This window comes from Acinetobacter sp. Ac_5812, assembly GCF_013072695.1.
In the GTDB taxonomy this organism is placed as follows: Bacteria; Pseudomonadota; Gammaproteobacteria; order Pseudomonadales; family Moraxellaceae; genus Acinetobacter.
The window spans coordinates 21,052-42,855 of record NZ_LXUK01000019.1; the positions used below are offsets into that span (position 1 = coordinate 21,052).

Below are 21,804 nucleotides of genomic sequence, written 5' to 3' on the forward strand. Positions count from 1 at the left end.
AATTTGAAATACGATGCAAAAATCTAAAGTTATCTGGTCACTATCAAAAGCAGTTGGAATCATCGCCATTGGCTTGATCCCAACACTGGTTTCAGCAAAGACTATTTTAATTTTGGGTGATAGCCTGAGCGCAGGTTATGGCATCGATGTAAAGCAAGGTTGGGTGCAATTATTACAACAACGCCTAGACCAACAGTATCCGAAACAACACAAAGTGGTCAATGCAAGTGTCAGCGGTGAAACCACCAGCGGTGCATTGGCAAGACTTCCGAAGTTATTACAAACCTATAAGCCTGAAATTGTGGTGATTGAGCTTGGCGGCAATGATGGTCTACGTGGCCAACCACCACAAATGATTCAAAAAAATCTCGCTCAATTGGTACAGCTGAGCCAAAAACAGAAAGCCAATGTTTTACTGTTTGGTATGAAAATACCACCGAATTATGGGACCGCCTATAGCACGGCTTTTGAAAATAATTACAAAATTGTAAGTCAGCAATATAAAGTAAAACTCTTGCCGTTCTTCCTTGAGGGCGTGGCTGGGCATAAGAGTTTAATTCAGAATGATCAAATCCATCCCAATGCCAAAGCGCAACCGATTATGCTGAATGTAGCTTACCCCTATATCAAAGGTGCCTTATAAGTACTTGATATATGGATAAAATATTTTAGACGATATTTTTCTTAAAATACACCACACGTTCAGTTTCATGAAAACCGAGTGCTCGATGCATGGCATGGCTGATCTGATTGTCCAGCGCTGCATCTGAAGCAAACTCTGTACATGCAAATTGTTTTGCCCAAATTTCGACATGCTGAACCAAACCTGTTGCGATACCTGAACGGCGATATTCAGGCAATACATAAATCCCTTCAAGAAAAGCTACAGGTGAGGTTTGCGTACCATTCACATATTCATATCGAATCGAAGCCTCCAACATGGCAATTGCTTGTTGGGTGTCGGTATAAGCCAATAATTGTAAGCGATGTGCCTGTGTGACCAGTTGACGCATTTCCTGTAAATGTGTTTCTTCATGATCAGGCCAGAGCAAACTTCTTAATGCTAGCCAATCTGATAATTGTGATTCAGATATCGGCATAATATTCATAAAGGGGCTGCTCTTTGATTGAAACATCCAAATTTTATCAACGAGGGATATAAAGCATGAATGATAAAATAATGGCGAGTCTCTCAACTCGCCATCTGCTTTAAAAATCGAAGAAACTGACTTCACCTGTTTCCAGTGAATATTCTGCTCCGACCACAATCATTTTGCCTTTCTCAATCAGACTTTCCAACACCGCCGAACCATGACGTAATTGATTCACTGAAGCAAAGACATTGGAACGAACCGCATGAGCTGACAGTTTTTTCAAATCATTCTTTAAATCTGTTTGCATCAAGATTTCAACCGAAGGACGTACACGGTTGACAATCGACATCAAATTCGATGATGGCGGTTGCTGTGGGTTCATCAAGGTATCAATCGTTGCTTGAATCGCACCACAGTGACTATGCCCTAGCACCACCACCACAGCACAATCATAACGTTCTGCCGCAAACTCAACACTCCCCACTTGTGATGGTGCAACGATATTGCCTGCTACACGAATCACGAACAAGTCACCTAAACCTTGGTCAAACACCATTTCCGCAGGGACTCGGGAATCAGAACAACCTAAAACAATCGCAAAAGGATTTTGTTCACTTGCCATTTCGGCACGTTCTTGGTGAGACAATAATTTTTGTTGAACTGCCTCTCCCTTTACAAAACGGGCATTACCAGCTTTTAAACGTTCTAGGGCTTCTTGAGCAGTGAGCATGCTTAAATCCATCTATGGTTGACATGAGCAAATAGTGTAATGTGCGCCTGTTTGAAAGTCACTGACAAAAATAAAAACTCTCAGTATGTCTGCTAATGTTTTAATCAGGAAAATAATGGAAAATTAATGATTTCATTGGCAAGAATTTCCATACAGCTGTAGATTATGCAAATGACTCCTTCAGCACTTTCCCCAATAATCAATGGGCGTAAAAATAGATCAAGGACAGAACAATGAATACAATAAACCAATTTACAATGCCCTTCCGCAGGACACTCACTGCAGCTTTACTGGCATGCAGTTTGACTACAGTTGCGATCAGCACCACACAGGCTGCGGAAATTGAGATGAGTTTCCAAAACCTACTGCAACAAGAGCGTGCTTGGGCAGGCTTACAAAGTAAAACCTTAAAAGTAGGTGATATTACTTGGTCCTATAGTGAGGGTGGCCAAGCAGGTAAACCGATTGTGATTTTGGTTCATGGTTTAGCAGGCAGTCGCGATAACTGGAACCGTGTCGCACGTGCCTTAACTGCAAATTACCATGTGGTCATCCCTGACTTGCCTGCCAGTGGTGAAACTCAGGTGCCAAAAGATTTTGATTATTCTGTGCCCAACGTGACTGAAAAACTGCGTCGTTTTGTTGAAGCAGCCAACCTCACCGGCCCAGCACATGTGGCAGGTCATTCACTCGGTGGTTCAATTGCGATGCTATATGCAGGTCAATATCCATTTGAAACCAAGAGCTTGTTCTTGATTGATGCGGCTGGGGTATATAAATCTGCCACCACATCTTATCTCAAAGATCCAACCCAAGTAAGAAACATGATTGTGAGCAAGAAAGGAGACTTTAACTTCTTGATGCAACAAGCCATGCATACACCACCCTTCATTCCTAAGGAAATTGCCCAAGCGCAAGAGAAAATGATGATAGGTCAGGTTGAGCAAACCCAAAAGATGGTGGATCAAATCATTGCCTTGAATAAGCTCTACACACCAGACTCATTTGCCTTATTGGCGCGCTCAATCGATGCACCTACCCTGATTTTATGGGGTAAACAAGATAAAATTATTAATGTTGAAGTTGCACCTGAGTTAAAATCACTGCTGAAAAATGCACAAGCACCTGTAATCTTAGACAATGTTGGACATATGCCAATCTTGGAAGCAGATCAATTGGTGGTTCAGCAATATCTACCTTTCCTCAGTAAGATTCAGACACAAAAGCCTGCAGCAACACCTTCACCCTAAATTTAATGAGCGATTTGAGATTTTATGTTGAAACAACCCATGATAGAACAACTGATTGATGCACAACTTGATTTTCTAGAGCAGGAGTTTGCACAAGCAGAAACGATTCAATACGAGTTTAAACAGTTCTATCATTGGTTGCGCTTACAACAGTTACAGCATCTTTGGTCGTTTGAACAAATCTTTGAGCTGATTGAAAAGCAGATTTTGGCCACACCTGCCAGTCCATTTTTAATCGAACAAATTTCGGAACATATACGTTTTGCCTTAATTCATCCAATCAATGATCAAACCACGATTGAACAGGTCATTCCAGTCCTGACCATCGACTCAATTGCACAATATGTAGCAAGCAAAAGCGGTCATCGGCAGCGTTTGATTAAAACAGTGGTGAACAACCCGGCTTTTTCTGCATTGATTACTCAACTGATTCAACATTCAATCCAAGATTATCTGGACAACTCCATGTCAAAACGTGTTCCTGGCGTTGGACATTTTATGAAAATGGGAAAATCAGTTTTAGAAACAGTGACCGATTCCAACCTGAATGACACGATTAACCACTACTTACAAAAGAACATTTTAAAAATCAGTCAAATGAGTGAAAAAGTGTTAAATCAACATTTTAATGATGACAAGCTTTATCATTTTCAGGCCAATCTCTGGCATAAAATTAAGCTCATGCCTTTATCGGTTTTGCGTAATTATGTCGAAGTACAAGATTTGCCTAAGACAGTCGGCATGGGGCATGAAATTTGGGAACATATCCGTCAAACGCCTTACCTAAAACAGCAAGTACATGATGGCGTCTATGCATGGTATGCCCGTAATCAGGAACGCACTTTTGACCTGTTACTACGTGACCTGAATATTGATGAAGAATTGGTTGAAAATGAACTGAGCCATTTGCTCAGCCCTGTTTTACAGCAAGTCATTACAACAGGTTATTTAAGACAGCGTGCTCGTGCGTATTTAGAGAAATTTTATTATTCTGAAAGAGTCAATCAAATCTTAAATAAGCAAGGATAAGGCATTTGCTGCCCTATCCTTTCCTTACTGTTATTTAGAAGCTATAGGTCACGCCAAGATTGTAACGGCGACCATCTAAGACATAATTATAGGTTGCTGTGTCAATCTCTTTATCAAACAGATTATAGATCCCTGCTGCCACTGCGATATTTTGTGTAGGCTTATAGTTTAACCCAACATCCACCATGGTATATGCAGGTTTACCTTTCGCCATTGCGGTACGGCTTAAATAATCTGAGGTTTTACTACGATAGTTAACACGCCCCCAACTTGAGAACTGATCATTAATTTCCCAGTCAGCGGTGGTGTTAAACATATGTTTTGGCATTTCATTTAAAGGTTTGCCTTTATTCACGCCACTCTTTTGTTCAGTATCCGTGAAGGTATAGTTTGCACTTAAGTTCACATTAGGAAGTACTTTCCAGCCAAAGGTTGCTTCCGCACCACGCATACTAGCCTTATCAACGTTCTCACGTAAGCTAACAAAGTCGAACTTCTCGCCCAACCAATCACACTCTAACGCGCCAACATTTTTACCCTGACAGGTTCTCACTTCTGTAATTTTGTCTTTAAATTCACTATTAAACAGCGTTAATCCTGCTGTCAGGTTATCCAAGTTATCCCAGTTGAAAGAAACCTCATAGTTGACACTTTTCTCAGGTTTTAGATCAGGATTCCCTACAATCACGCCTTTACTCTGCCCACCACCCGTTGCTTGCCCCCACTCTGCAACTGTGGCACGAAGTGCTGGTGTTTTATAACCTGTAGAAACACCGCCTTTAATCACCCAATTATCATTGAGTCCCCAAACTCCATAGACTTTGGGACTCCAGTGATCACCGAATTTTTCATCTTTATCTAAACGCAGTGATGTGGTTAGGGTGAAATCATCGACAATGTTCCAAGCATTTTCAGCAAATAATGCCCAACTGTAACGATCAAGGTTTGAAACCGGTTTCGCCCCACCCACGCTTAACTGGTTGCCTTTATCATCTAATTCTTCTTTTAAATACATACCACCAAAGCTCAAGCTATGACGATCAAAATTAATTTTATTGATGGTATTAAAGGTGGTGTTCGTCGCTTCCATATTACGTGATGGATTTTCATTTTCCTCACGTTGAATATATGAGTGTGTTTCCACCGCACCAATCTTGCCACGATGGGTTAAGCTATATTCAGTACGATAATAATCAGTAAGCGAATTAGCAGGTTTGTTTCGTCCGGTTTGTACTGGAGAAATGCTCTTTCCAACCGTTGCATCACGATTTTGAATCGAACGTTGATATTCTAAATCAATGGTGTGATCATCATTCGGTGTCAGACTAAATGCAGCTCCACCCGCACGAATTTTTTGCTTGCTATAACCACCATAAATTTCATCTTCGTCACGCTGTGAATACAGGCCATTGGCTTTAAAAGACAATAGATTCGCAATCAAAGGACCTGCAATATACGCATTGGTTTGATATTGATTACCTGAGTCAGAATTTTCCTGCAATGTGGTATCAAGCTTGATTGATCCAGTCCACTCAGTAACGTTTTTCTTGGTAATGATATTAATCACACCACCCATTGCATCTGAACCATATAAACCAGACATTGGGCCACGGATGACTTCAATACGTTCGATCGCACCAATATTTGGCAGCCAACCCTGCTCAATCCCCGAATTATCACTATTTGGTCGTACAGAGCGGGTATTTACTTTTTTACCATCAACCATAATCACGGTATAAGCACTGCCCATACCGCGAATACTGATATCGCTTGAACTGCCCCCACCTGTGACCACAACCCCTGGCACGTCTTTAAGTGCATCAGTCACATCACGATACGCTTTTTTATTAATTTGTTCTTGTGTCAGTACCGAAATCGAGGCCGCCGCTTTTTTAATATCTTGTTCAAAGCCACTTGCAGTGACAACAATCTTGTCTAATTGCACTACATCTTTATTAGTTTGAGTTTCTGCTGCATGTGCAACGGTCATCATACCGCTCAACACAGAAATTGTGAGTAGTGATTGACGTACTATTGTATTGGACATATTCCCACCTAATTCAGAAAAAATCTTAAGATTTGCTTAAAAATTCATGAGAATTCTAACAAAAAACAAATAAAACTCAATAAAAATGATAATTATTATTATTTATAAATTCACTTTGTTTTGCATACATCTATTTATAGAATAAAGAAAAATCATCTCAGTTTTGATTAAACAATAAAAAAAGCCCTCGAAAGGGCTTTTAAAAAATACAGTAAATTTCCAGCGATTATTTAAAATAAGCGCCTTCTGCTTGCGTATGATCGGTTTGATCCACCACACGCTGTAATTCAGGCACATGCTGTCTTAAAGTGGTTTCTACACCTTGCTTCAAGGTAACATCAATTGCAGAACAACCTTGGCAACCACCACCGAATTTCAATACAGCAGTCAGACCGTGTTCTGGATCATTATTGACTTCTACCAAACTACAATTACCGCCATGTCCTTCTAGACCTGGATTAATTTCAGATTGCAGTACATAGGTAATACGCTCTTCAATTGAAGCATCTGGACCAACACGCGGTACTTTAGAGTTTGGTGCACGGAAGGTTAATTGACCACCAAAACGATCTTTGTTGTAGTCAATTACGGCGTCAACCAAATACGGAATTGATGGCGCATCAACATAAGCAGGAAAATTAGGATAATCCTGTTTATAGTCTGTCGGCACCACTTCTTCAGGTGCGCTATATGCCATACAACATTCAGCACGTGGAGTACCTGGATGCTCTACAAAAACACGAACGCCAATTCCTGGGGTATTCTGCTTTGCTAATAAATCACCTAAATACTCTTGTGCTGAGGGAGTAATTAAAAGGTTTGGAATTTCTTCTGCGACAGCAGTGTTGGTGTTCTCAGTCGACATAACAATAATCCTCAAGCTGATGTCGTTATATTAACCGAAGATGGAGGGTAATAAAAAAAAATCAACCATTTTTGTAGGAATTCTATGCAAGAACATTGTTTATTAAGTTTTTAATGGCATTATTGCTTAGACACTGATCAATTTAAAACCTATATGTTACATCTACCCTTTGGTCACACTGTGACTCTGATTATTATTACTGTTGCAATCTCCTTATTGGCCTTCTCCAATCAGGCTGTAATGAACCGTTTGATCTTTTGGCCTCCTGCAATGCAACGTGGGCAATATGACCGTTTTATCACGCATGGTTTCATTCATGCCGATGGCACGCATCTATTGTTCAATATGATCACGCTGTTTTTCTTCGGCAATATTATCGAAAGCTTCTATCGTCAGTTTTTCTATGACATGGGCTTTGTTTTGTTCTATTTGGGCGGACTGATTGTTGCGATTTTACCGAGCTATCTGAAACATCGTCATGATACACGCTGGGCGAGCTTAGGTGCTTCTGGTGCAGTTTCAGCGGTACTATTTGCCTATATCCTGTTCCAGCCATGGAATCTAATTTTTGTGTTCTTCATTCCAGTTCCTGCAATTATTTTTGCCATTTTATATGTGGCCTATAGCATCTGGTCAGGTAAACGCGGCAATAGCAATATCAATCACAGTGCGCATCTCTGGGGTGCCGCCTATGGCGTGGTAGTGACCATCATTTTGGAACCGCGAGTTGTTCCACATTTCTTGAATCAACTCACCAAAATCCCATTTTAAATCGTCTTAAAAATAAGCCCCTGTATTGGGGCTTTTCTTTTTTTAAGATTAATAATCAAATTTTAATTATTTTTATCATAAAAATCATCTCTCTAAACTCGCCCTAATTCTTCTATAAAATTAAGTCGATTCTAATGTTTCGTAATAGCCTTCTTAGCACACTTTCTATCGCATTATTTAGTCTTTCAATTTCAGCGTGCAGCAATAACGACTCTGATGATTCCAATACCGTGGTTGAAACCAAGAAGCAACCCAACATTTTATTCATCATGGCAGATGACTTAGGCTATTCAGACTTAGGCGCTTTTGGTGGGGAAATTCATACCCCGAATATTGACGAACTGACCCGAGCAGGACGCATTTTAACGGATTATCATACTGCCCCGACCTGCTCACCGACCCGCTCACAATTGATTTCGGGGACTGACCACCATTTAGCAGGTATTGGTGCAATGGCTGAGCTCACACCAGCACACTTAAAAGGTCAGCCTGGTTATGAAGGTTATTTAAATGAACGTTCACTTTCGATTGCTGAAGTCCTGAAAGACAATGGCTACCGAACCTATATCAGCGGTAAATGGCACTTAGGCTTAACCGATGCAACCAATGCGCATGCCAAAGGTTTTGATCATTCATTTACGTTATTACAAGGCTTAGACCTACATTTCAAACAAGCACCGACGGCCTATAAGCGTAATGCCACTTATACCGAAGACGGTAAGCAAGTTCCGATTTCATCCTTACCCGATGATTTCTTCTCTAGCAATTACTTCACAGACAAATTGATCAGTTATCTCGAGTCAGGTAAAAACTCAGGCAAGCCATTCTTTGCCTATGCTGCTTACACCGCACCGCATTGGCCTTTACAAGCACCCGCTGAATATCGTGACCGTTATCGTGGGGTTTATGATGCAGGCTATGATGTGATTCGTGATGCGCGGATTGCTCGCCAAAAACAACTCGGATTAATTCCAGCAAACTTTAAAGCAGCTGAACCAATCGCCACACAAAATGCACCGCAAAAATATGGCAAGTGGAATGAGCTTTCAACTGAGCAAAAAGCGCTGGAAGCACGCAGAATGGAAATCTATGCAGGCATGGTCGAGAATCTGGATGCCAATATTGGTCGAGTAATTCAGTATCTAAAACGTAATAACTTATATGACAACACTTTAATTTTCTTTGTTTCCGATAACGGCGCAGAAGGTTTTATTCGTGGCAATTATGGAGCTGAGTCAGGTTTTGATAACAGTGTCAATAACGTCGGAACTTCAAGCTCTTATCACTATGTTGGACCACGTTGGGCAGAAGTCAGTGCTGCGCCATTCCATCTCTGGAAAGACACTGCGGGTGAAGGTGCAACCACCGCACCCGCAATTGTAAAACTGCCATACCAAAGCAAAGCACAAGCAAACCATCATGGTTTCGCCTCAGTATTGGATGTATTCCCAACCGTGCTCGACTATGCCAATATTGCTGTCCCACAAGGTCAATACAAAGGTCGTCAAATCAATACACCAAGCGGCTATTCTTGGAAACCTGTACTCGATAATAAAGCGCAAGCCATTCGCCCCGTTAATTTCAGTTTTGCTGATGAATTACATGGCAGTAAATATGCCCGTCAAGGAGACTGGAAAATTGCATTACAAGGTAAATCAGAACTAGGAACTGGGTCTTGGGAATTGTATAACCTCAAGAATGATCGAGGTGAAACGCAAAACCTTGCTCAAGATAATCCGGCCAAATTACAAGAGCTGGTAAATGTATATAACCAATACACCCAGCAAAATGGGGTTAAGGAATACAACCTTAAATGAAGTGGGTATGCTTTTTAATTTCATTGAGCAGCCTGTCCCTCGTGACAGGCTGTAGCAAAATTAAGCCTGATACTACTTATCCTCATACACAAAACAGCACAGTGACTCAATTGGGCTCATTACAGCAATGCCAACAATATTCAGGCTTACCTGAGGCATGGCAGAACAGTAAAACCGCTGGGATGGTGTGGGTTCCTAAAGGTTCATTTCAACTGGGTTCAAACTTGGCTTACCCAGATGAGCTGAATTTTGGCAAATCACAACGTCAGGTAAACGGGTTTTGGATCGATCAAACCGAAGTCACTGTGGCCCAGTTTTCTAGTTTCGTCAAAGCGACGGGCTATATCACTGATGCAGAAAAACAGAAGCAGGCTGCGGTATTTTCGCCAGATACAAACAATCCAAAACAATGGTGGCAACTAAAAACAGATTACACATGGAAAAATCCTAATGGTGCAGCAGGTCAAGCCCCTCTTGCCTCTGAGCCAGTTCGCTATGTCACTAAAAATGATGCTGAACACTATGCCGTTTGGTTGGGTCGTGATTTACCTACAGAGCAAGAATGGGAATACGCAGCAAAGGCTGGTTCAAAAACAGATACCCCTTTACACCAAGCGCCACGCGATGCCCATCAACATCCACAAGCCAATTATTGGCAAGGTGAATTTCCTTTCAACAATACGGCTGAAGATCATTTTCAAAGTGTAGCACCTGTCGGCTGCTACCCTGCAAATGCCTTTAAGCTGTTCGATATGATTGGCAATGTCTGGGAGTGGACCTCATCTGTTTATCACGGCGCACATGATCAGCACATGGGCAATTATGCAGAACTGCGTCAACAAAACAGCACCGCAACGCAATATGTACTCAAAGGCGGTTCTTTTCTATGTGCCTCTAACTTTTGCGCCCGTTATCGCAATAGCAGCCGCTATCCGCAAGAATTCGATTTGGCAGCAACGCATGTCGGATTTAGAACGGTTTTACGCACACAATAATAAGGAACCCTACTAAATCTTCAATATGTCTAGACGTCCAAGGTATTTAGGCATATTCACTATTATTTCTTCTAAGATAATTCAACCCAAAACACCTTTCTGTCAGATAATTGCATAAAAAATCACATTTTTTTCATTTAGGAATTTCATTTATCAAAAACCCATATAGACTATATGGAATATATTCTATTTATTTCGATAGGATTCTTAAATGAATTTGACCCAGCATCGTACTGTTATGGACATCTTGAATAAAGTTCAGCATGCTGATGATTGGATGATTTTCTTAGAGCAACTGAATCACTATTTTGATGTGCAAGCTTCACAACTGTTGGCTGTTGACCTTGAGGTACAAGCACTCTCTTTCAGCGTCCATCATGGTGTGAATTTTGACTCCAATCAACTTGAACAAGCCGCACTGACCCAAATCCGCTTGGCCATAGATGATGACCCTCGTTTAAAGAAAATGCTTTTGGGGCCGATGACGGGATGGATGCATTGCATTCAACACTTTCAAGAGCACGAAATCACACAAACACAAGTTTACCAACGTGTTTTACACCCCTTAGATCTACGTTTCTGTTCAGCCATCCAAATCATTTATGATCAAAAAGTCTGTGTATTACTCGCCTTTCTCACCAGCCCAAAGCGTGGTGCATTAAGCTGTACTGAACTTCAGCCGATTTATGAAATTTTGCCCATCGTACAGCATAAAATTCAGCAATATCGTCATCATTTTGAATATTCCACCATGACCTTACTCGGGTCACAGCTGATTCAAAAAATGAACCAACCGATTGCCATTATTAACCTCAATGGCGATATTTTAGAAATCAATTCCGAAGCTCAGCAGTTATTGAAAAATAATCCACATATCCACATCCGACAACGTCGCTTTATTTTCAGTGAAGACAGGCAAATTCAGTTTGATCAAAACCTGATTGAATTGGAGCGTCATTATAAAAACAATCCAGAGCAGACGAATCATAAACGTTCCAAAATCATGCTGTTGGATCAACACTTATTCTTAACACTAGATTTACTCAGCCCAGAAAAAACCCATAAGATTTTTGGCCTTCGTCCAGTCTTACTTGCAACCTTCTCTGGATTAAAACAGAAGCCAAAATATCAAAAAGACATTTGTACCCAGCTGTTTATGTTTACACCAGTTGAACATAAAATATGTGAGCAACTTCTAGAAGGAAAAACCACCAAAGAAATTGCGCTTTCACATGAGATTCAAGCCGATACAGTAAAGAAGCACTTGCAATCAATTTTCAAAAAAACCCGAACACATCGCCAAAGTGAGTTGATGCAGCTATTAATGCAACTTCTATAAAGATTGAAAAATAAAAGTCCTAGGCAATCTCTGCTGGGAATGCAATGACTTGATCAATTTTGACTTGATTCATGGCAACCATAAGTAAGCGGTCGATACCCAAAGCAATACCAGAACATTCAGGCATATGGGGTAAAGCTGCCAGTAAATATTGATCCGTTGGAATCACAGCCAAACCCTGCTTTGCACGTTCTGCATTATCGGCCTCAAAACGAGATGCTAAAACTTCAGCATCTAATAACTCATCGTAGGCATTGGCTAACTCTAGGCCTTCAATATAAACTTCAAAACGAGCTGCAACTGGCTCACCATCCTCATCCTGTTTAACTTTTGCCAGTGATGCCATTTCAGGTGGGAAATCGGTCAAAAATACAGGTGCATCGAAGCCTAGACTCGGTTCTACAAAGTGTGAGAATAACAAGTCCATATAAGCTAGACGATCATCACCCAAATCAAGATTAAGCCCAACACGATTGGCTGTATCTTTGAGTTGTTTCAAGCTCGCTTGCAAAGGATTAATATCCAAACGATCCTGAAAAGCATGCTTATAACTGAGAACAACTGGACGAATATCGCCAAAACGATGTGCCAAACAGGTTTCTAACAGATCTGCAGTTTCATGCATCAAGCCCTTTAAGTCTAATCCCGGTCGATACCATTCCAGCATCGTAAATTCACTATTGTGCTTACGCCCATGCTCATCATCACGAAACACTTTGCAAATTTGATAGATTGCCCCACTGCCACTGGCCAATAAACGTTTCATTGGAAATTCAGGCGAGGTCTGTAAATACTGGGTATTTAATTTACCGTGAATATGACGCTGTACTTGAACAGAAGCCAAATGTACATCCGTCACACCTGCCTGAGACAGAACTGGTGTTTCTACTTCCAGCACTTGCCGATGCGCAAAGAATTGACGAATCTTGCTGTACATCTCAGCACGCGCTTTTAAGGCCTCAAGTGAACAGGTCGGTTGGTAAGTTTTCATATCTTGACTCATGCTTTTGGCCCACCATGTGCAGCCCACTCACGGCGTAAAGGATAATTTTTACGGAGTAAATCAAATGCTGCTTGTTCTACTTTGCCATCTTGGATACAGGCCCGGAGTTGCTGATCATCGGTAGCAATATCATAAATCTGAATGAGATGTTGTTTAAGCACAGCTTTTAAATCCTGCTGCCCGAAATATTGTTCCACCTGAGGCAATTGACTCTCAAAACGCTTTGAGGCTTCGTAAGAAAATTTATCGCAAAAAGCTTGATAGATCATCTGTGTGCCTCTGGCCTTACCTTCCAGACTATAGCCCGCAATATGTGGCGTTGCTAAGGCCAGTAAATCTAATAACTGCTCAGAAATTTCTGGTTCAAACTCAAATACATCGAGAACAACTTGACGCTGCGTCGCGATAATATCTGCCATTAATGCAGCTTGTTCAATGACAGGTCCACGCGCACTATTGATTAAAATAGCAGAGGGTTTCATTGCAGCCAAAGCAGCGGTATTAAATAAATGCTGCGTTGGGAAATCGCCCGATAAGGTTAAAGGCACATGAATTGAAATGGCATCAGCGCGTTTTAATAGTTCGTCAAAAGAGACATTTTCAATACCACCTAATTGCACATAAGGATCATAGCCAATTACATTCCAACCAAGCAGTTGCGCCATTATGGCAAGACGGCTGCCGACATTTCCTAAACCAACAATGGCTAAAGTGAAGGCTTTATTTTTTTCCAAGAGATGAATATCTAAATGTAGTAACGCGGTAATCACATATTCAGCGACAGCTTGCGCATTACAACCCGCTGCATTACTCCACGTAATATGTTGTTGTTCTAAGGCTTGAATATCAAGATGATCTGTTCCAATAGTGGCACTACCTACAAACTTAATCTTAGTCTGCTCAATTAAGGCATGGTTCACTTTGGTCACTGAGCGAACTAAAAGTGCATCGGCATCCTGTACATCCGCATGGGTCAGAGTACGCCCTGCTCGGTGCTGTATTTCTGCAAATTCCGCAAAGAAATAATCGGTAAATGCCAAATTTTCATCTGCGATAATTTTCATGCAGAAATGTCCTTCAATAATTCTGTGCTTATTATCCTTAGCACAGCACAAATTGACAATTTATAAATGCAAGCTTTGTAGAGATTAATGGCAGAAAGCTGCGGCTCATGGTACACGCATGCGACATATTGCCAATTTACTGCAACATCTTTGCTCTTATAATAAGCCTTTCTCTCATTCCTCTATCGTAATGACGCAATACTCTCCCTATAAAGGCAAAAGTGGCATTAAGCGGATTTTAAATGCCACAGGCTATTCCATTGCTGGCTTTAAAGCTGCTTTTAGCCATGAAGCTGCCTTCCGACAAATCCTATTACTTAATGTGATCTTGATCCCGATTAGCTTCTTCGTACACGTATCCGCCGTTGAACAAGCGCTTATGGTAGCTGTCTGTTTATTGGCGATTATTGTCGAGCTATTTAATTCCGCCATTGAAGCCGTTGTCGATCGTGTGTCCTTAGAAAAAAATCCATTGTCTAAGAATGCAAAAGATATGGGTAGTGCTGCGCAATTTGTATCTTTAGCGATTATTTTCTTTACGTGGATGATTATTTTGTTTAGATAAAAGCTGAAAAAGGTTGTCTCTATGCTAATACAGTCAACCTAGAACGGCTATGATCTTAGAGAGGAGCGTTTAAAACTAATGCTAGCCAATTTGCATTAACCCCAAACGCTCCTCCTTATTATTGTTATTTTGCGCTCAGTAATTTACTTACCGCCAAATAAGTAAGCAACGCCGACTCGCCCACCAAACTCATTTCCTCCTGCAAAACCTAAAGCACCACTTGCTGAAATACGATCAGTAAAAGAGGTTACCACTCCAATAGATCCAGCAGTTTCGCCTTCATAATGCCCTACACCTCCAAAAACAGCGACTTGACCTGACTGAATATTTGGCACAGCTTGTTGAGCAGCTAGTGCAATAGCAATACCGCGATAAGCAGTTTTTTGCACATCATCGACACGACGATTCAATTGATCAGCACGGCTATCTAAACGATTAATTTCACCTTGAACCTCCTTACCTTGCAATATAATTCGATCTGCGACAACTTGACCAGTCGTAACATGACCTGAATCAATTGTCGTTTTCTGTTCAGTGGTCGTCGATTGTCCAGATGTGTCTGTATTGGTTTGAGTCGCTGTTAAAACTACACCTTTCACAGTATCAGTGCGCGTTGCGGTTGTACTCGTTATGGACTTATCAGAGGCAATTTTGCTTTCAGTATGACTAAGCGACGAAGATTCACCAATACCAAATTTATCTACAACATTCACTTGCTTCTTCGAAACCGTTGTCCCTACTCCGCTTGCAGTAGTGGTCTTTTCAGAACCATAAATGGTTGACGTAGTACTACTATCCGTACGCTTTACGGTTTCATTACCACGTGTAATACTGACTGTATCTTTACCATCAGCTGCCAGTGACTCTGTCCATTCATGTTTATCTACAGATTTTACTTCACGTTTCGCTAATAGATAATCTTTGCCCTGAACAGCGTTCAACTCACCACGATTGGCATCTTCAACATTACCTGTTGTATTGTTAATTACAGTACTATTTTGACTTTCAACTTTGTAAGTAAACCCACTATTGTCAGTATTTTTAGCTTTTAATTCACTTGTTGTTGCTGAACTATCATCAAAGACCACACCATCTTTTTGACCAGCTCGATATTCAATATTCTGTTCAGTTGTATTTGCAATCAAATTACGAGTTGAACCATTAACATTTGTCGCCACTTTCGAAGAATCAGTAACGATCATCTCATCAGCCTTTCGCTCCTGACCAATCTGATAAAGATTTTGAGTTGTTTTAATTGTTTGTTTATCACTCATTGTACCTTGTTCAACAGGCTTACCCTTCACTAGAATGATGTCACCATCAGCATCTTGCCTAAATGTTTTACCTGAATTTTCAGTTTGGGTCGTTGTAACTGATTCACGATATTTATCAGCTTTTCCTTTATTAAATAAAGTAATTGTAGATTCTTGGTTATCTGTACCTTTTACAGTCCCTGTTGTTCCATCCGCATAAGTTATGGTTTGGATATTAGTCTTGGTTGTTGTGCTTTCTAATGCTTTAACACCGCCATCCTGATATGTTTTGTTGTCCTCTACATTTGAAATATTCAGCTTTTGATCAATAATAATATTGCCTGCTCGAGCATTTTTAACTGCTAAACCAGCTGCTACAGTTCCATCATTTCGTAAAGTATTGCTGTCAATATTGGCTTTGGCTGTACCAGTATAGTTATAACCAAGATTGCTCGTTATGGCATTTGAATTAATTTCATCTGCACTGTCTTTCAAAACAGTTTGCGCTAATTCTTTTCCTTTTGCATAGTCAACAGTGGTTATATTATCGTGACCACTCCGACTCTTTTGAACCGTGCCCACAGCATCTGTCGTTTTACTTTCATAAGAAGCCGTAGAAATGTTTTCACGTACTTTATCTTGCCCTTCCTGAAATAAGCGATCTGTTTGTTGACTTGCTTGTTTATCGTAAGCAACTGTATTTACAACAGGCTGAGTACCTTTAAAAATAATATTACCATTCAAACGATCAAACTCAGTTTCAATTGTTTCACTCGTGGTCGTCGCTACAGCCTCACGGTGAAGTGCATTTTTACCAACTGAATACACTTTAATATCAGTTTCATTTCCCCCTTTGTCAGCACTGTATATGGTGCTTCCATCTTTAGAGGTTTCTTTATTATCCCAAGTGAACTTATCGGTGGTATGGTAAGCAATCTCCTGTCCCATTGTCACCTTATCATTACGGTTATAGGATCCAAGTTCTGTAGTCACTGTCTGTTGTTCAGCTGCTTTGGTCTCTAATGGTTTACCCGCTTTAAACGTCACCTCACTACGAATATCGCTCCCATTAACGTCTTGCCCAATCACAACATAATAATGATCTGTTCCCTCTGCATCTTTCCAGTTATGAACATCGGCTGCTGTAAATTTGTTCCCATTTACATCAACAGCGACAGTACCGATTTTAAAGTCATCTGCTTTTGCAGATTCAGTCACTGTGACACCCATGATTTTGCTTAGGAATTTATTATCGTGAATCCCACCCCATACAAGATCACGATCAACTTCAATATTTTCTTGTGGGTTACGTGCATATATTGTGCTGTTATCCAGTGAAGTCTTCCAATGTTCTTGGAAGTCTCCATCTTGTTTATGGGTCACAACCTTACTTGCTGTACCTTTCATGGTAGATTTTTGGACATCTGTATCCGTCCAAATCGTTGGTGTACCATCATTTAAAATTTGCGTATTGTAAGCATCACCTTTAAGAATACCGCGCTTGCTATTATCTGCCGTATAACGAGTTGGCTGATAAGCTGAGTCATACGACTCAAAGGTATTCTTCTCTTCAGTTTCAGTCTTTATTGTTGGCTTAGCATTAGTTAATACAACTTCACCATTTTCATTAGTTACAAAATCTCGATATTTTTGTTCTGAACTCGATTTAGATGTACGAATGAAATCTAAAGCATCACTAGCGCCTAAAGCAGCTTGGTTAAACTGTGTTTCAGTAAACTCATTTCCTACCTTATCAACACGAATAAAACCATCCAGCATACTTTCTTTCGTATTATCCTGAGACCATTTAGATTCTTTTTTATAATCTAGCCCTGCTGTATTTACATCATCATAATCTAAATTTTTGGAACTAAATGCTGATTTATTAGTATCTACTGTAGATTCTATAACCGACTTTCTATCTGCACTTAAATTAAAAGCAACAACATCTTTGGTTGGATCATTATTTTGATGCTGATAATCAGTAGAAACCGTATGATTTGACCAACTTTGCTCACCACTAGACAGCATGCCTTCTGCATTTTTACTTGTGACCTTACCTGTTGCTGAATCTGACGTAGATTGATACTTAACATCATTTTGGCTAAATTTAGATTCAACCGTACCAACACGAATCGTTTGCCCAGAAATAGGCTTACCATCCGCTCCTAGTTTTGCTTCTGTAGTCAAATTAGAATTTGTGATTGAAAACTTTGCAGAACGCATATGTTCGTCAGTAGCCGCGTATGCCACATCTTCACTTAAACCCGCATTACTTTCTGTATGTGCACCAATCACTGTATTCACATCATCTGCAGCAAATGTAAATCCCGTATCATCTAGACGTTCAGAAGTTACCTCAATTTCAGTAGCAGGATTAACTGTTTTATCAAGTTGAACTCTCGTATTCGCAGTTCGAGTGATGTTTCCTGTTGCCAATGTATCATTCCAACTCATTAAGTTGGTTGTTGTTCCATCCACGGTTGACGTTGTATTTTTATTATCACGAGATTCTAAAAGCCCCTTACGGATTTCCTGATAGGTGTAATTACGATAATTAATACCACCAACCTGTGTTTCTGGCCCATTTACAACAGGTGAAGTTTGGCTAACAAGCGCTCCAACCTGTTTCGTTCCTTCCATAATAATATCTTTTTCAGAAGTATAACGTCCTGCTTGGGCATCAGAGTCCTCTGTACCTACAGTTTGTTGATAATCATTATTTAATACAGTATCGGTTTTGGTCTCAGTTAATTGTGTTGGCGCAGCAAATGTCATTCCAGATACAGCGGCTACAGCCAATGCAATAGACGTTTTTTTTAAATGTGAACTCATTTCTATCTCTCCTGTTTTAATTTTTTTGAGATTTCCTATTTAAAAACAACTTCTTATAATATTTTTGAAATAATTTATTAATTAGGATTCCCTCAATGAAGAATTCTAGTTTTACTTTAGAATTTTATCAATCAAAATTTGATATTAAATATTTTTTTCTAATCTATGTCTTTTCTTTTCAAACTACAAAAATCATATATGCTCTATCTTGATCTTGTATACCAAGATAAAATAAAGTAGATAAGCTCATGGTTATAAATAAGATTTTATTTTCTGATCAGTCAAGAAGGCTCAACATCTTTTATGCACGAAACAAATGAAAAACAGGCTTTTAGCCAAAGACTGAAAGAGACACTTTCAAATCATTCATGGGCTAAAACAAGCCCAACATGGTTAGCGAGAGAATTTAATCTACGATATAGTGGAAAATCAGTAAGTATCCAAACTGCAAACAATTGGTTATTAGGCGTAGCAATTCCCAGCCAAGATAAACTTCAACTTTTGGCAGCATGGCTAGAAGTATCTAGTCAATGGTTACGTTTTGGTAATGCAACACATGAAATTCAGCATCCAGAAATGGTTCATTCAGGTATACAACTTGTACAGCAAGACTTACCTGAGAAATTTGCACAACTCTCGCCAAAGCAAAAACAACTGGTCTATGAATTAATTAATGCATTAATTGATACTAATCAGCAATAAAATCTTGATTAATGATTTTTACAATATAGAGCTTAAGTGCTTCATTTTCTTTCTTTAATAAATTCAATTCTTCTACCAACTTAAAATAATTCATTTTATATTTATATAAATCTTTGACTTCAATGACTGGATATAACTCAAAATCTCCTACTTTATTAAAATTAATCATGAAATTTCCTACCTAGAAAGTCATTTTCGAAAACACACTTTTTTAATCAACCACAAATTCATTTAAAATAAAAAATATTATAGGTGTTATTTATATACTTACTCTGCTTTAATTTAGCTCTTATTATAATATATTAAATTAATCTCAAATCTACACACTAGACGAAGAATGTCACAAATTATCAACTATTATAATTTTTAATGTTTATATAAAAAAATCCCTGCCTAGACAGGGATTTTTCTGATCTAGACGATGATGTAATTACATCATGCCGCCCATTCCACCCATACCGCCCATATCTGGACCAGCTGGTTTATCTTCTGGGATATCAGTGATCATACATTCAGTTGTCAACATTAAACCAGCAACAGAAGCTGCGTGTTCAAGTGCAGAACGCGTTACTTTAGCAGGGTCAAGGATACCCATTTCTAACATATCGCCATATTCGCCAGTTGCAGCGTTATAACCGAAGTTACCTTCACCTGCTTTCACTGCATTGATGACAACTGATGGCTCATCACCAGCATTTGAAACGATTTGACGAAGCGGCGCTTCAATCGCACGGCGTAAAATGTTGATACCTGCAGTTTGATCTTCGTTCGCGCCTTTTAAGCCATCCAAGACGTTTACAGCACGTACCAGTGCAACACCACCACCTGCAACAACACCTTCTTCTACTGCTGCACGAGTTGCGTGAAGCGCATCGTCAACACGATCTTTTTTCTCTTTCATTTCAACTTCAGTTGCCGCACCAATTTTGATGACTGCAACACCGCCAGCTAATTTAGCAACGCGTTCTTGAAGTTTTTCTTTGTCGTATTCAGAAGTAGATTCTTCGATTTGCGCACGGATCTGTTGAACACGCTCAGCAATTTGCGCTGCATTACCAGCGCCATCAACAATCACAGTGTTTTCTTTAGATACCGTGATTTTATGTGCAGTACCTAGATCTTGAAGAGAAGCTTGCTCTAAAGACATGCCTACTTCTTCAGAAATCACAGTCGCGCCAGTCAAGATCGCGATGTCTTGAAGCATTGCTTTACGACGGTCACCAAAACCAGGGGCTTTAACCGCACATACTTTGATAATACCGCGCATGTTGTTCACAACAAGTGTTGCAAGCGCTTCGCCTTCAACATCTTCAGCGATAATAAGAAGTGGTTTACCCGTTTTAGCAACAGCTTCTAATACAGCAATCAATTCACGGATATTGCCGATTTTTTTATCAACAAGAAGAATGAATGGATTTTCAAGTTCAGCAGTTAAAGTATCTTGCTTGTTCGCGAAATATGGAGAGATATAACCACGGTCGAACTGCATACCTTCTACAACGTCTAATGCGTCTTCGAAGCCAGAGCCTTCTTCTACAGTGATAACACCTTCTTTACCTACTTTTTCCATCGCTTGAGCGATCAGTTTACCAACAGTGGTGTCAGAGTTCGCAGAGATTGAACCTACTTGTTCAATTGCTTTGAAATCATCCGCAGGTTTTGCATTGGTACGGATATTTTCAACAACCGTTTTCACTGCGATGTCGATACCACGTTTTAAATCCATTGGGTTCATACCTGCAGTTACAGATTTGATCCCTTCATTTAAGATGGCTTGAGCAAGTACAGTTGCAGTTGTTGTACCGTCACCCGCGATGTCATTTGTTTTAGAAGAAACTTCGCGAACAAGTTGAGCACCCATGTTTTCAAACTTGTCTTTTAAAGAAATTTCTTTTGCAACTGTTACACCATCTTTAGTGATGTGTGGTGCACCAAAAGAACGGTCGATGACAACGTTACGGCCTTTAGGACCTAAAGTAACTTTTACTGCATCTGCAAGTGTGTTTACGCCTGCAATCATTTTTGAGCGAGCTGAATCACCAAATTTTACATCTTTAGCTGACATGTGAAACTCCGAATCTTTTTAAATACTGTATCTGATTAATTTGTGAGTTATATATCGATTAGCCTTCAAGTACAGCTAAGATATCTGACTCTTTCATGATCAAGAGTTCTTCACCGCTTACTTTTACTGTTGTACCTGCATAAGTACCGAACAATACTTTATCGCCAACTTTAACGTCTAAAGCACGAACGCCATTGTCAGTGATTTGACCATTACCTACTGCGATTACTTCACCTTGAGATGGTTTTTCAGCAGCAGAACCTGGAAGTAAAATACCACCAGCCGTTTTAGTTTCTTCTTCTACGCGACGAATCACAACACGATCATGTAATGGACGAATGTTGCTCATAGTTAACTCCATCAGACTTAGTCTTTTTGAT

The 21,804-nt window shown here is 40.0% G+C and carries 19 protein-coding genes; 9 read left to right on the plus strand and 10 right to left on the minus strand.

The window, feature by feature from the left end:
- Positions 1 to 13: 13 nt before the first annotated feature.
- Positions 14 to 643, plus strand: coding sequence for an arylesterase (locus A7P55_RS13300; RefSeq protein WP_171552451.1), 630 nt, complete (start codon positions 14 to 16; stop codon positions 641 to 643).
- A 25-nt stretch (positions 644 to 668) separates the two neighbouring features.
- On the opposite strand, the gene aac(6')-I is transcribed toward A7P55_RS13300, so the two are convergent.
- Both aac(6')-I and A7P55_RS13310 read right to left on the minus strand, forming a co-directional pair.
- Entirely contained in the window at positions 669 to 1,109 is a 441-nt protein-coding gene (gene aac(6')-I, locus A7P55_RS13305; protein ID WP_171552452.1) for an AAC(6')-Ighjkrstuvwx family aminoglycoside N-acetyltransferase, read from the minus strand.
- Positions 1,110 to 1,209: 100 nt separating this feature from the next.
- Positions 1,210 to 1,824, minus strand: coding sequence for a carbonic anhydrase (locus A7P55_RS13310; protein ID WP_004652048.1), 615 nt, complete (start codon positions 1,822 to 1,824; stop codon positions 1,210 to 1,212).
- Positions 1,825 to 2,057: 233 nt separating this feature from the next.
- Here A7P55_RS13310 and A7P55_RS13315 point away from each other — a divergent pair, with 233 nt between their 5' ends.
- Together A7P55_RS13315 and A7P55_RS13320 are read left to right on the plus strand one after the other, a co-directional pair.
- On the plus strand, positions 2,058 to 3,074 hold the full coding sequence (locus A7P55_RS13315; protein WP_171552453.1) for an alpha/beta hydrolase: 1,017 nt from the start codon (positions 2,058 to 2,060) through the stop codon (positions 3,072 to 3,074).
- A 24-nt stretch (positions 3,075 to 3,098) separates the two neighbouring features.
- A complete protein-coding gene (locus tag A7P55_RS13320) occupies positions 3,099 to 4,103 on the plus strand; it encodes a hypothetical protein (RefSeq protein ID WP_171552454.1) in 1,005 nt (334 codons plus the stop codon).
- A 34-nt stretch (positions 4,104 to 4,137) separates the two neighbouring features.
- Here the strand turns inward: A7P55_RS13320 and A7P55_RS13325 are convergent, their stop codons facing one another.
- Positions 4,138 to 6,150, minus strand: coding sequence for a ligand-gated channel protein (locus tag A7P55_RS13325; RefSeq protein ID WP_171552455.1), 2,013 nt, complete (start codon positions 6,148 to 6,150; stop codon positions 4,138 to 4,140).
- A 226-nt stretch (positions 6,151 to 6,376) separates the two neighbouring features.
- Positions 6,377 to 7,015 (minus strand): Fe-S biogenesis protein NfuA, encoded by a 639-nt coding sequence (gene nfuA / locus A7P55_RS13330; RefSeq protein ID WP_004652044.1) that lies wholly within the window; start codon positions 7,013 to 7,015, stop codon positions 6,377 to 6,379.
- Positions 7,016 to 7,168: 153 nt separating this feature from the next.
- Here nfuA and A7P55_RS13335 point away from each other — a divergent pair, with 153 nt between their 5' ends.
- From A7P55_RS13335 to A7P55_RS13350, 4 genes are all read left to right on the plus strand, one after another.
- A complete protein-coding gene (locus A7P55_RS13335) occupies positions 7,169 to 7,786 on the plus strand; it encodes a rhomboid family intramembrane serine protease (RefSeq protein ID WP_171552456.1) in 618 nt (205 codons plus the stop codon).
- Between the two features lie 134 nt (positions 7,787 to 7,920).
- Complete coding sequence (locus A7P55_RS13340; protein ID WP_171552457.1) at positions 7,921 to 9,603, plus strand: arylsulfatase; 1,683 nt, start codon at positions 7,921 to 7,923, stop codon at positions 9,601 to 9,603.
- Positions 9,600 to 10,598, plus strand: a complete 999-nt coding sequence (locus A7P55_RS13345; RefSeq protein ID WP_216078051.1) for an SUMF1/EgtB/PvdO family nonheme iron enzyme — start codon at positions 9,600 to 9,602, stop codon at positions 10,596 to 10,598. Before A7P55_RS13340 ends, A7P55_RS13345 begins: the two co-directional genes overlap by 4 nt.
- 211 nt (positions 10,599 to 10,809) lie before the next feature.
- Positions 10,810 to 11,937, plus strand: a complete 1,128-nt coding sequence (locus A7P55_RS13350) for a LuxR C-terminal-related transcriptional regulator (RefSeq protein ID WP_171552458.1) — start codon at positions 10,810 to 10,812, stop codon at positions 11,935 to 11,937.
- Between the two features lie 19 nt (positions 11,938 to 11,956).
- On the opposite strand, the gene epmA is transcribed toward A7P55_RS13350, so the two are convergent.
- Together epmA and A7P55_RS13360 are read right to left on the minus strand one after the other, a co-directional pair.
- Positions 11,957 to 12,940 (minus strand): EF-P lysine aminoacylase EpmA, encoded by a 984-nt coding sequence (gene epmA, locus A7P55_RS13355; protein ID WP_171552459.1) that lies wholly within the window; start codon positions 12,938 to 12,940, stop codon positions 11,957 to 11,959.
- On the minus strand, positions 12,937 to 14,004 hold the full coding sequence (locus tag A7P55_RS13360) for a 4-phosphoerythronate dehydrogenase (protein WP_171552460.1): 1,068 nt from the start codon (positions 14,002 to 14,004) through the stop codon (positions 12,937 to 12,939). The genes epmA and A7P55_RS13360 overlap by 4 nt, the downstream gene beginning before the upstream one ends.
- Positions 14,005 to 14,194: 190 nt before the next feature.
- Here A7P55_RS13360 and A7P55_RS13365 point away from each other — a divergent pair, with 190 nt between their 5' ends.
- Entirely contained in the window at positions 14,195 to 14,569 is a 375-nt protein-coding gene (locus tag A7P55_RS13365) for a diacylglycerol kinase (protein ID WP_171552468.1), read from the plus strand.
- 143 nt (positions 14,570 to 14,712) lie between these two features.
- Here the strand turns inward: A7P55_RS13365 and A7P55_RS13370 are convergent, their stop codons facing one another.
- Positions 14,713 to 18,657, minus strand: coding sequence for a YadA C-terminal domain-containing protein (locus tag A7P55_RS13370; RefSeq protein ID WP_171552461.1), 3,945 nt, complete (start codon positions 18,655 to 18,657; stop codon positions 14,713 to 14,715).
- A 303-nt stretch (positions 18,658 to 18,960) separates the two neighbouring features.
- Between A7P55_RS13370 and A7P55_RS13375 the strand changes: the two genes are divergently transcribed.
- Positions 18,961 to 19,359, plus strand: coding sequence for a hypothetical protein (locus A7P55_RS13375; RefSeq protein WP_171552462.1), 399 nt, complete (start codon positions 18,961 to 18,963; stop codon positions 19,357 to 19,359).
- Here the strand turns inward: A7P55_RS13375 and A7P55_RS13380 are convergent.
- The 3 genes from A7P55_RS13380 to A7P55_RS13390 all read right to left on the minus strand — a co-directional run bounded on the left by A7P55_RS13380 (position 19,346) and on the right by A7P55_RS13390 (position 21,773).
- Positions 19,346 to 19,528 carry a hypothetical protein gene (locus A7P55_RS13380; protein ID WP_171552463.1) on the minus strand — a complete coding sequence of 61 codons (183 nt, stop codon included), beginning with the start codon at positions 19,526 to 19,528 and terminating at the stop codon, positions 19,346 to 19,348. The two genes, A7P55_RS13375 and A7P55_RS13380, sit on opposite strands and share 14 nt — an antisense overlap.
- A gap of 261 nt (positions 19,529 to 19,789) precedes the next feature.
- Positions 19,790 to 21,424 carry a chaperonin GroEL gene (groL, locus tag A7P55_RS13385; RefSeq protein WP_004801460.1) on the minus strand — a complete coding sequence of 545 codons (1,635 nt, stop codon included), beginning with the start codon at positions 21,422 to 21,424 and terminating at the stop codon, positions 19,790 to 19,792.
- Positions 21,425 to 21,482: 58 nt separating this feature from the next.
- Positions 21,483 to 21,773: a co-chaperone GroES gene (locus A7P55_RS13390; RefSeq protein WP_004652030.1), complete on the minus strand. Its 291-nt coding sequence runs from the start codon at positions 21,771 to 21,773 to the stop codon at positions 21,483 to 21,485.
- Positions 21,774 to 21,804: the final 31 nt, after the last annotated feature.

Bases quoted from the DNA above. Each gene is read 5' to 3' on its own strand.
- A7P55_RS13360 (WP_171552460.1), bottom strand. From the start codon at position 14,004: ATGAAAATTATCGCAGATGAAAATTTGGCATTTACCGATTATTTCTTT.
- A7P55_RS13315 (WP_171552453.1), top strand. From the start codon at position 2,058: ATGAATACAATAAACCAATTTACAATGCCCTTCCGCAGGACACTCACT.
- A7P55_RS13335 (WP_171552456.1), top strand. From the start codon at position 7,169: ATGTTACATCTACCCTTTGGTCACACTGTGACTCTGATTATTATTACT.
- A7P55_RS13365 (WP_171552468.1), top strand. From the start codon at position 14,195: ATGACGCAATACTCTCCCTATAAAGGCAAAAGTGGCATTAAGCGGATT.
- A7P55_RS13375 (WP_171552462.1), top strand. From the start codon at position 18,961: ATGCACGAAACAAATGAAAAACAGGCTTTTAGCCAAAGACTGAAAGAG.
- A7P55_RS13380 (WP_171552463.1), bottom strand. From the start codon at position 19,528: ATGATTAATTTTAATAAAGTAGGAGATTTTGAGTTATATCCAGTCATT.
- A7P55_RS13350 (WP_171552458.1), top strand. From the start codon at position 10,810: ATGAATTTGACCCAGCATCGTACTGTTATGGACATCTTGAATAAAGTT.
- A7P55_RS13325 (WP_171552455.1), bottom strand. From the start codon at position 6,150: ATGTCCAATACAATAGTACGTCAATCACTACTCACAATTTCTGTGTTG.
- A7P55_RS13300 (WP_171552451.1), top strand. From the start codon at position 14: ATGCAAAAATCTAAAGTTATCTGGTCACTATCAAAAGCAGTTGGAATC.
- epmA (WP_171552459.1), bottom strand. From the start codon at position 12,940: ATGAGTCAAGATATGAAAACTTACCAACCGACCTGTTCACTTGAGGCC.
- nfuA (WP_004652044.1), bottom strand. From the start codon at position 7,015: ATGTCGACTGAGAACACCAACACTGCTGTCGCAGAAGAAATTCCAAAC.
- groL (WP_004801460.1), bottom strand. From the start codon at position 21,424: ATGTCAGCTAAAGATGTAAAATTTGGTGATTCAGCTCGCTCAAAAATG.
- A7P55_RS13390 (WP_004652030.1), bottom strand. From the start codon at position 21,773: ATGAGCAACATTCGTCCATTACATGATCGTGTTGTGATTCGTCGCGTA.
- A7P55_RS13345 (WP_216078051.1), top strand. From the start codon at position 9,600: ATGAAGTGGGTATGCTTTTTAATTTCATTGAGCAGCCTGTCCCTCGTG.
- A7P55_RS13370 (WP_171552461.1), bottom strand. From the start codon at position 18,657: ATGAGTTCACATTTAAAAAAAACGTCTATTGCATTGGCTGTAGCCGCT.
- A7P55_RS13320 (WP_171552454.1), top strand. From the start codon at position 3,099: ATGTTGAAACAACCCATGATAGAACAACTGATTGATGCACAACTTGAT.
- A7P55_RS13310 (WP_004652048.1), bottom strand. From the start codon at position 1,824: ATGCTCACTGCTCAAGAAGCCCTAGAACGTTTAAAAGCTGGTAATGCC.
- A7P55_RS13340 (WP_171552457.1), top strand. From the start codon at position 7,921: ATGTTTCGTAATAGCCTTCTTAGCACACTTTCTATCGCATTATTTAGT.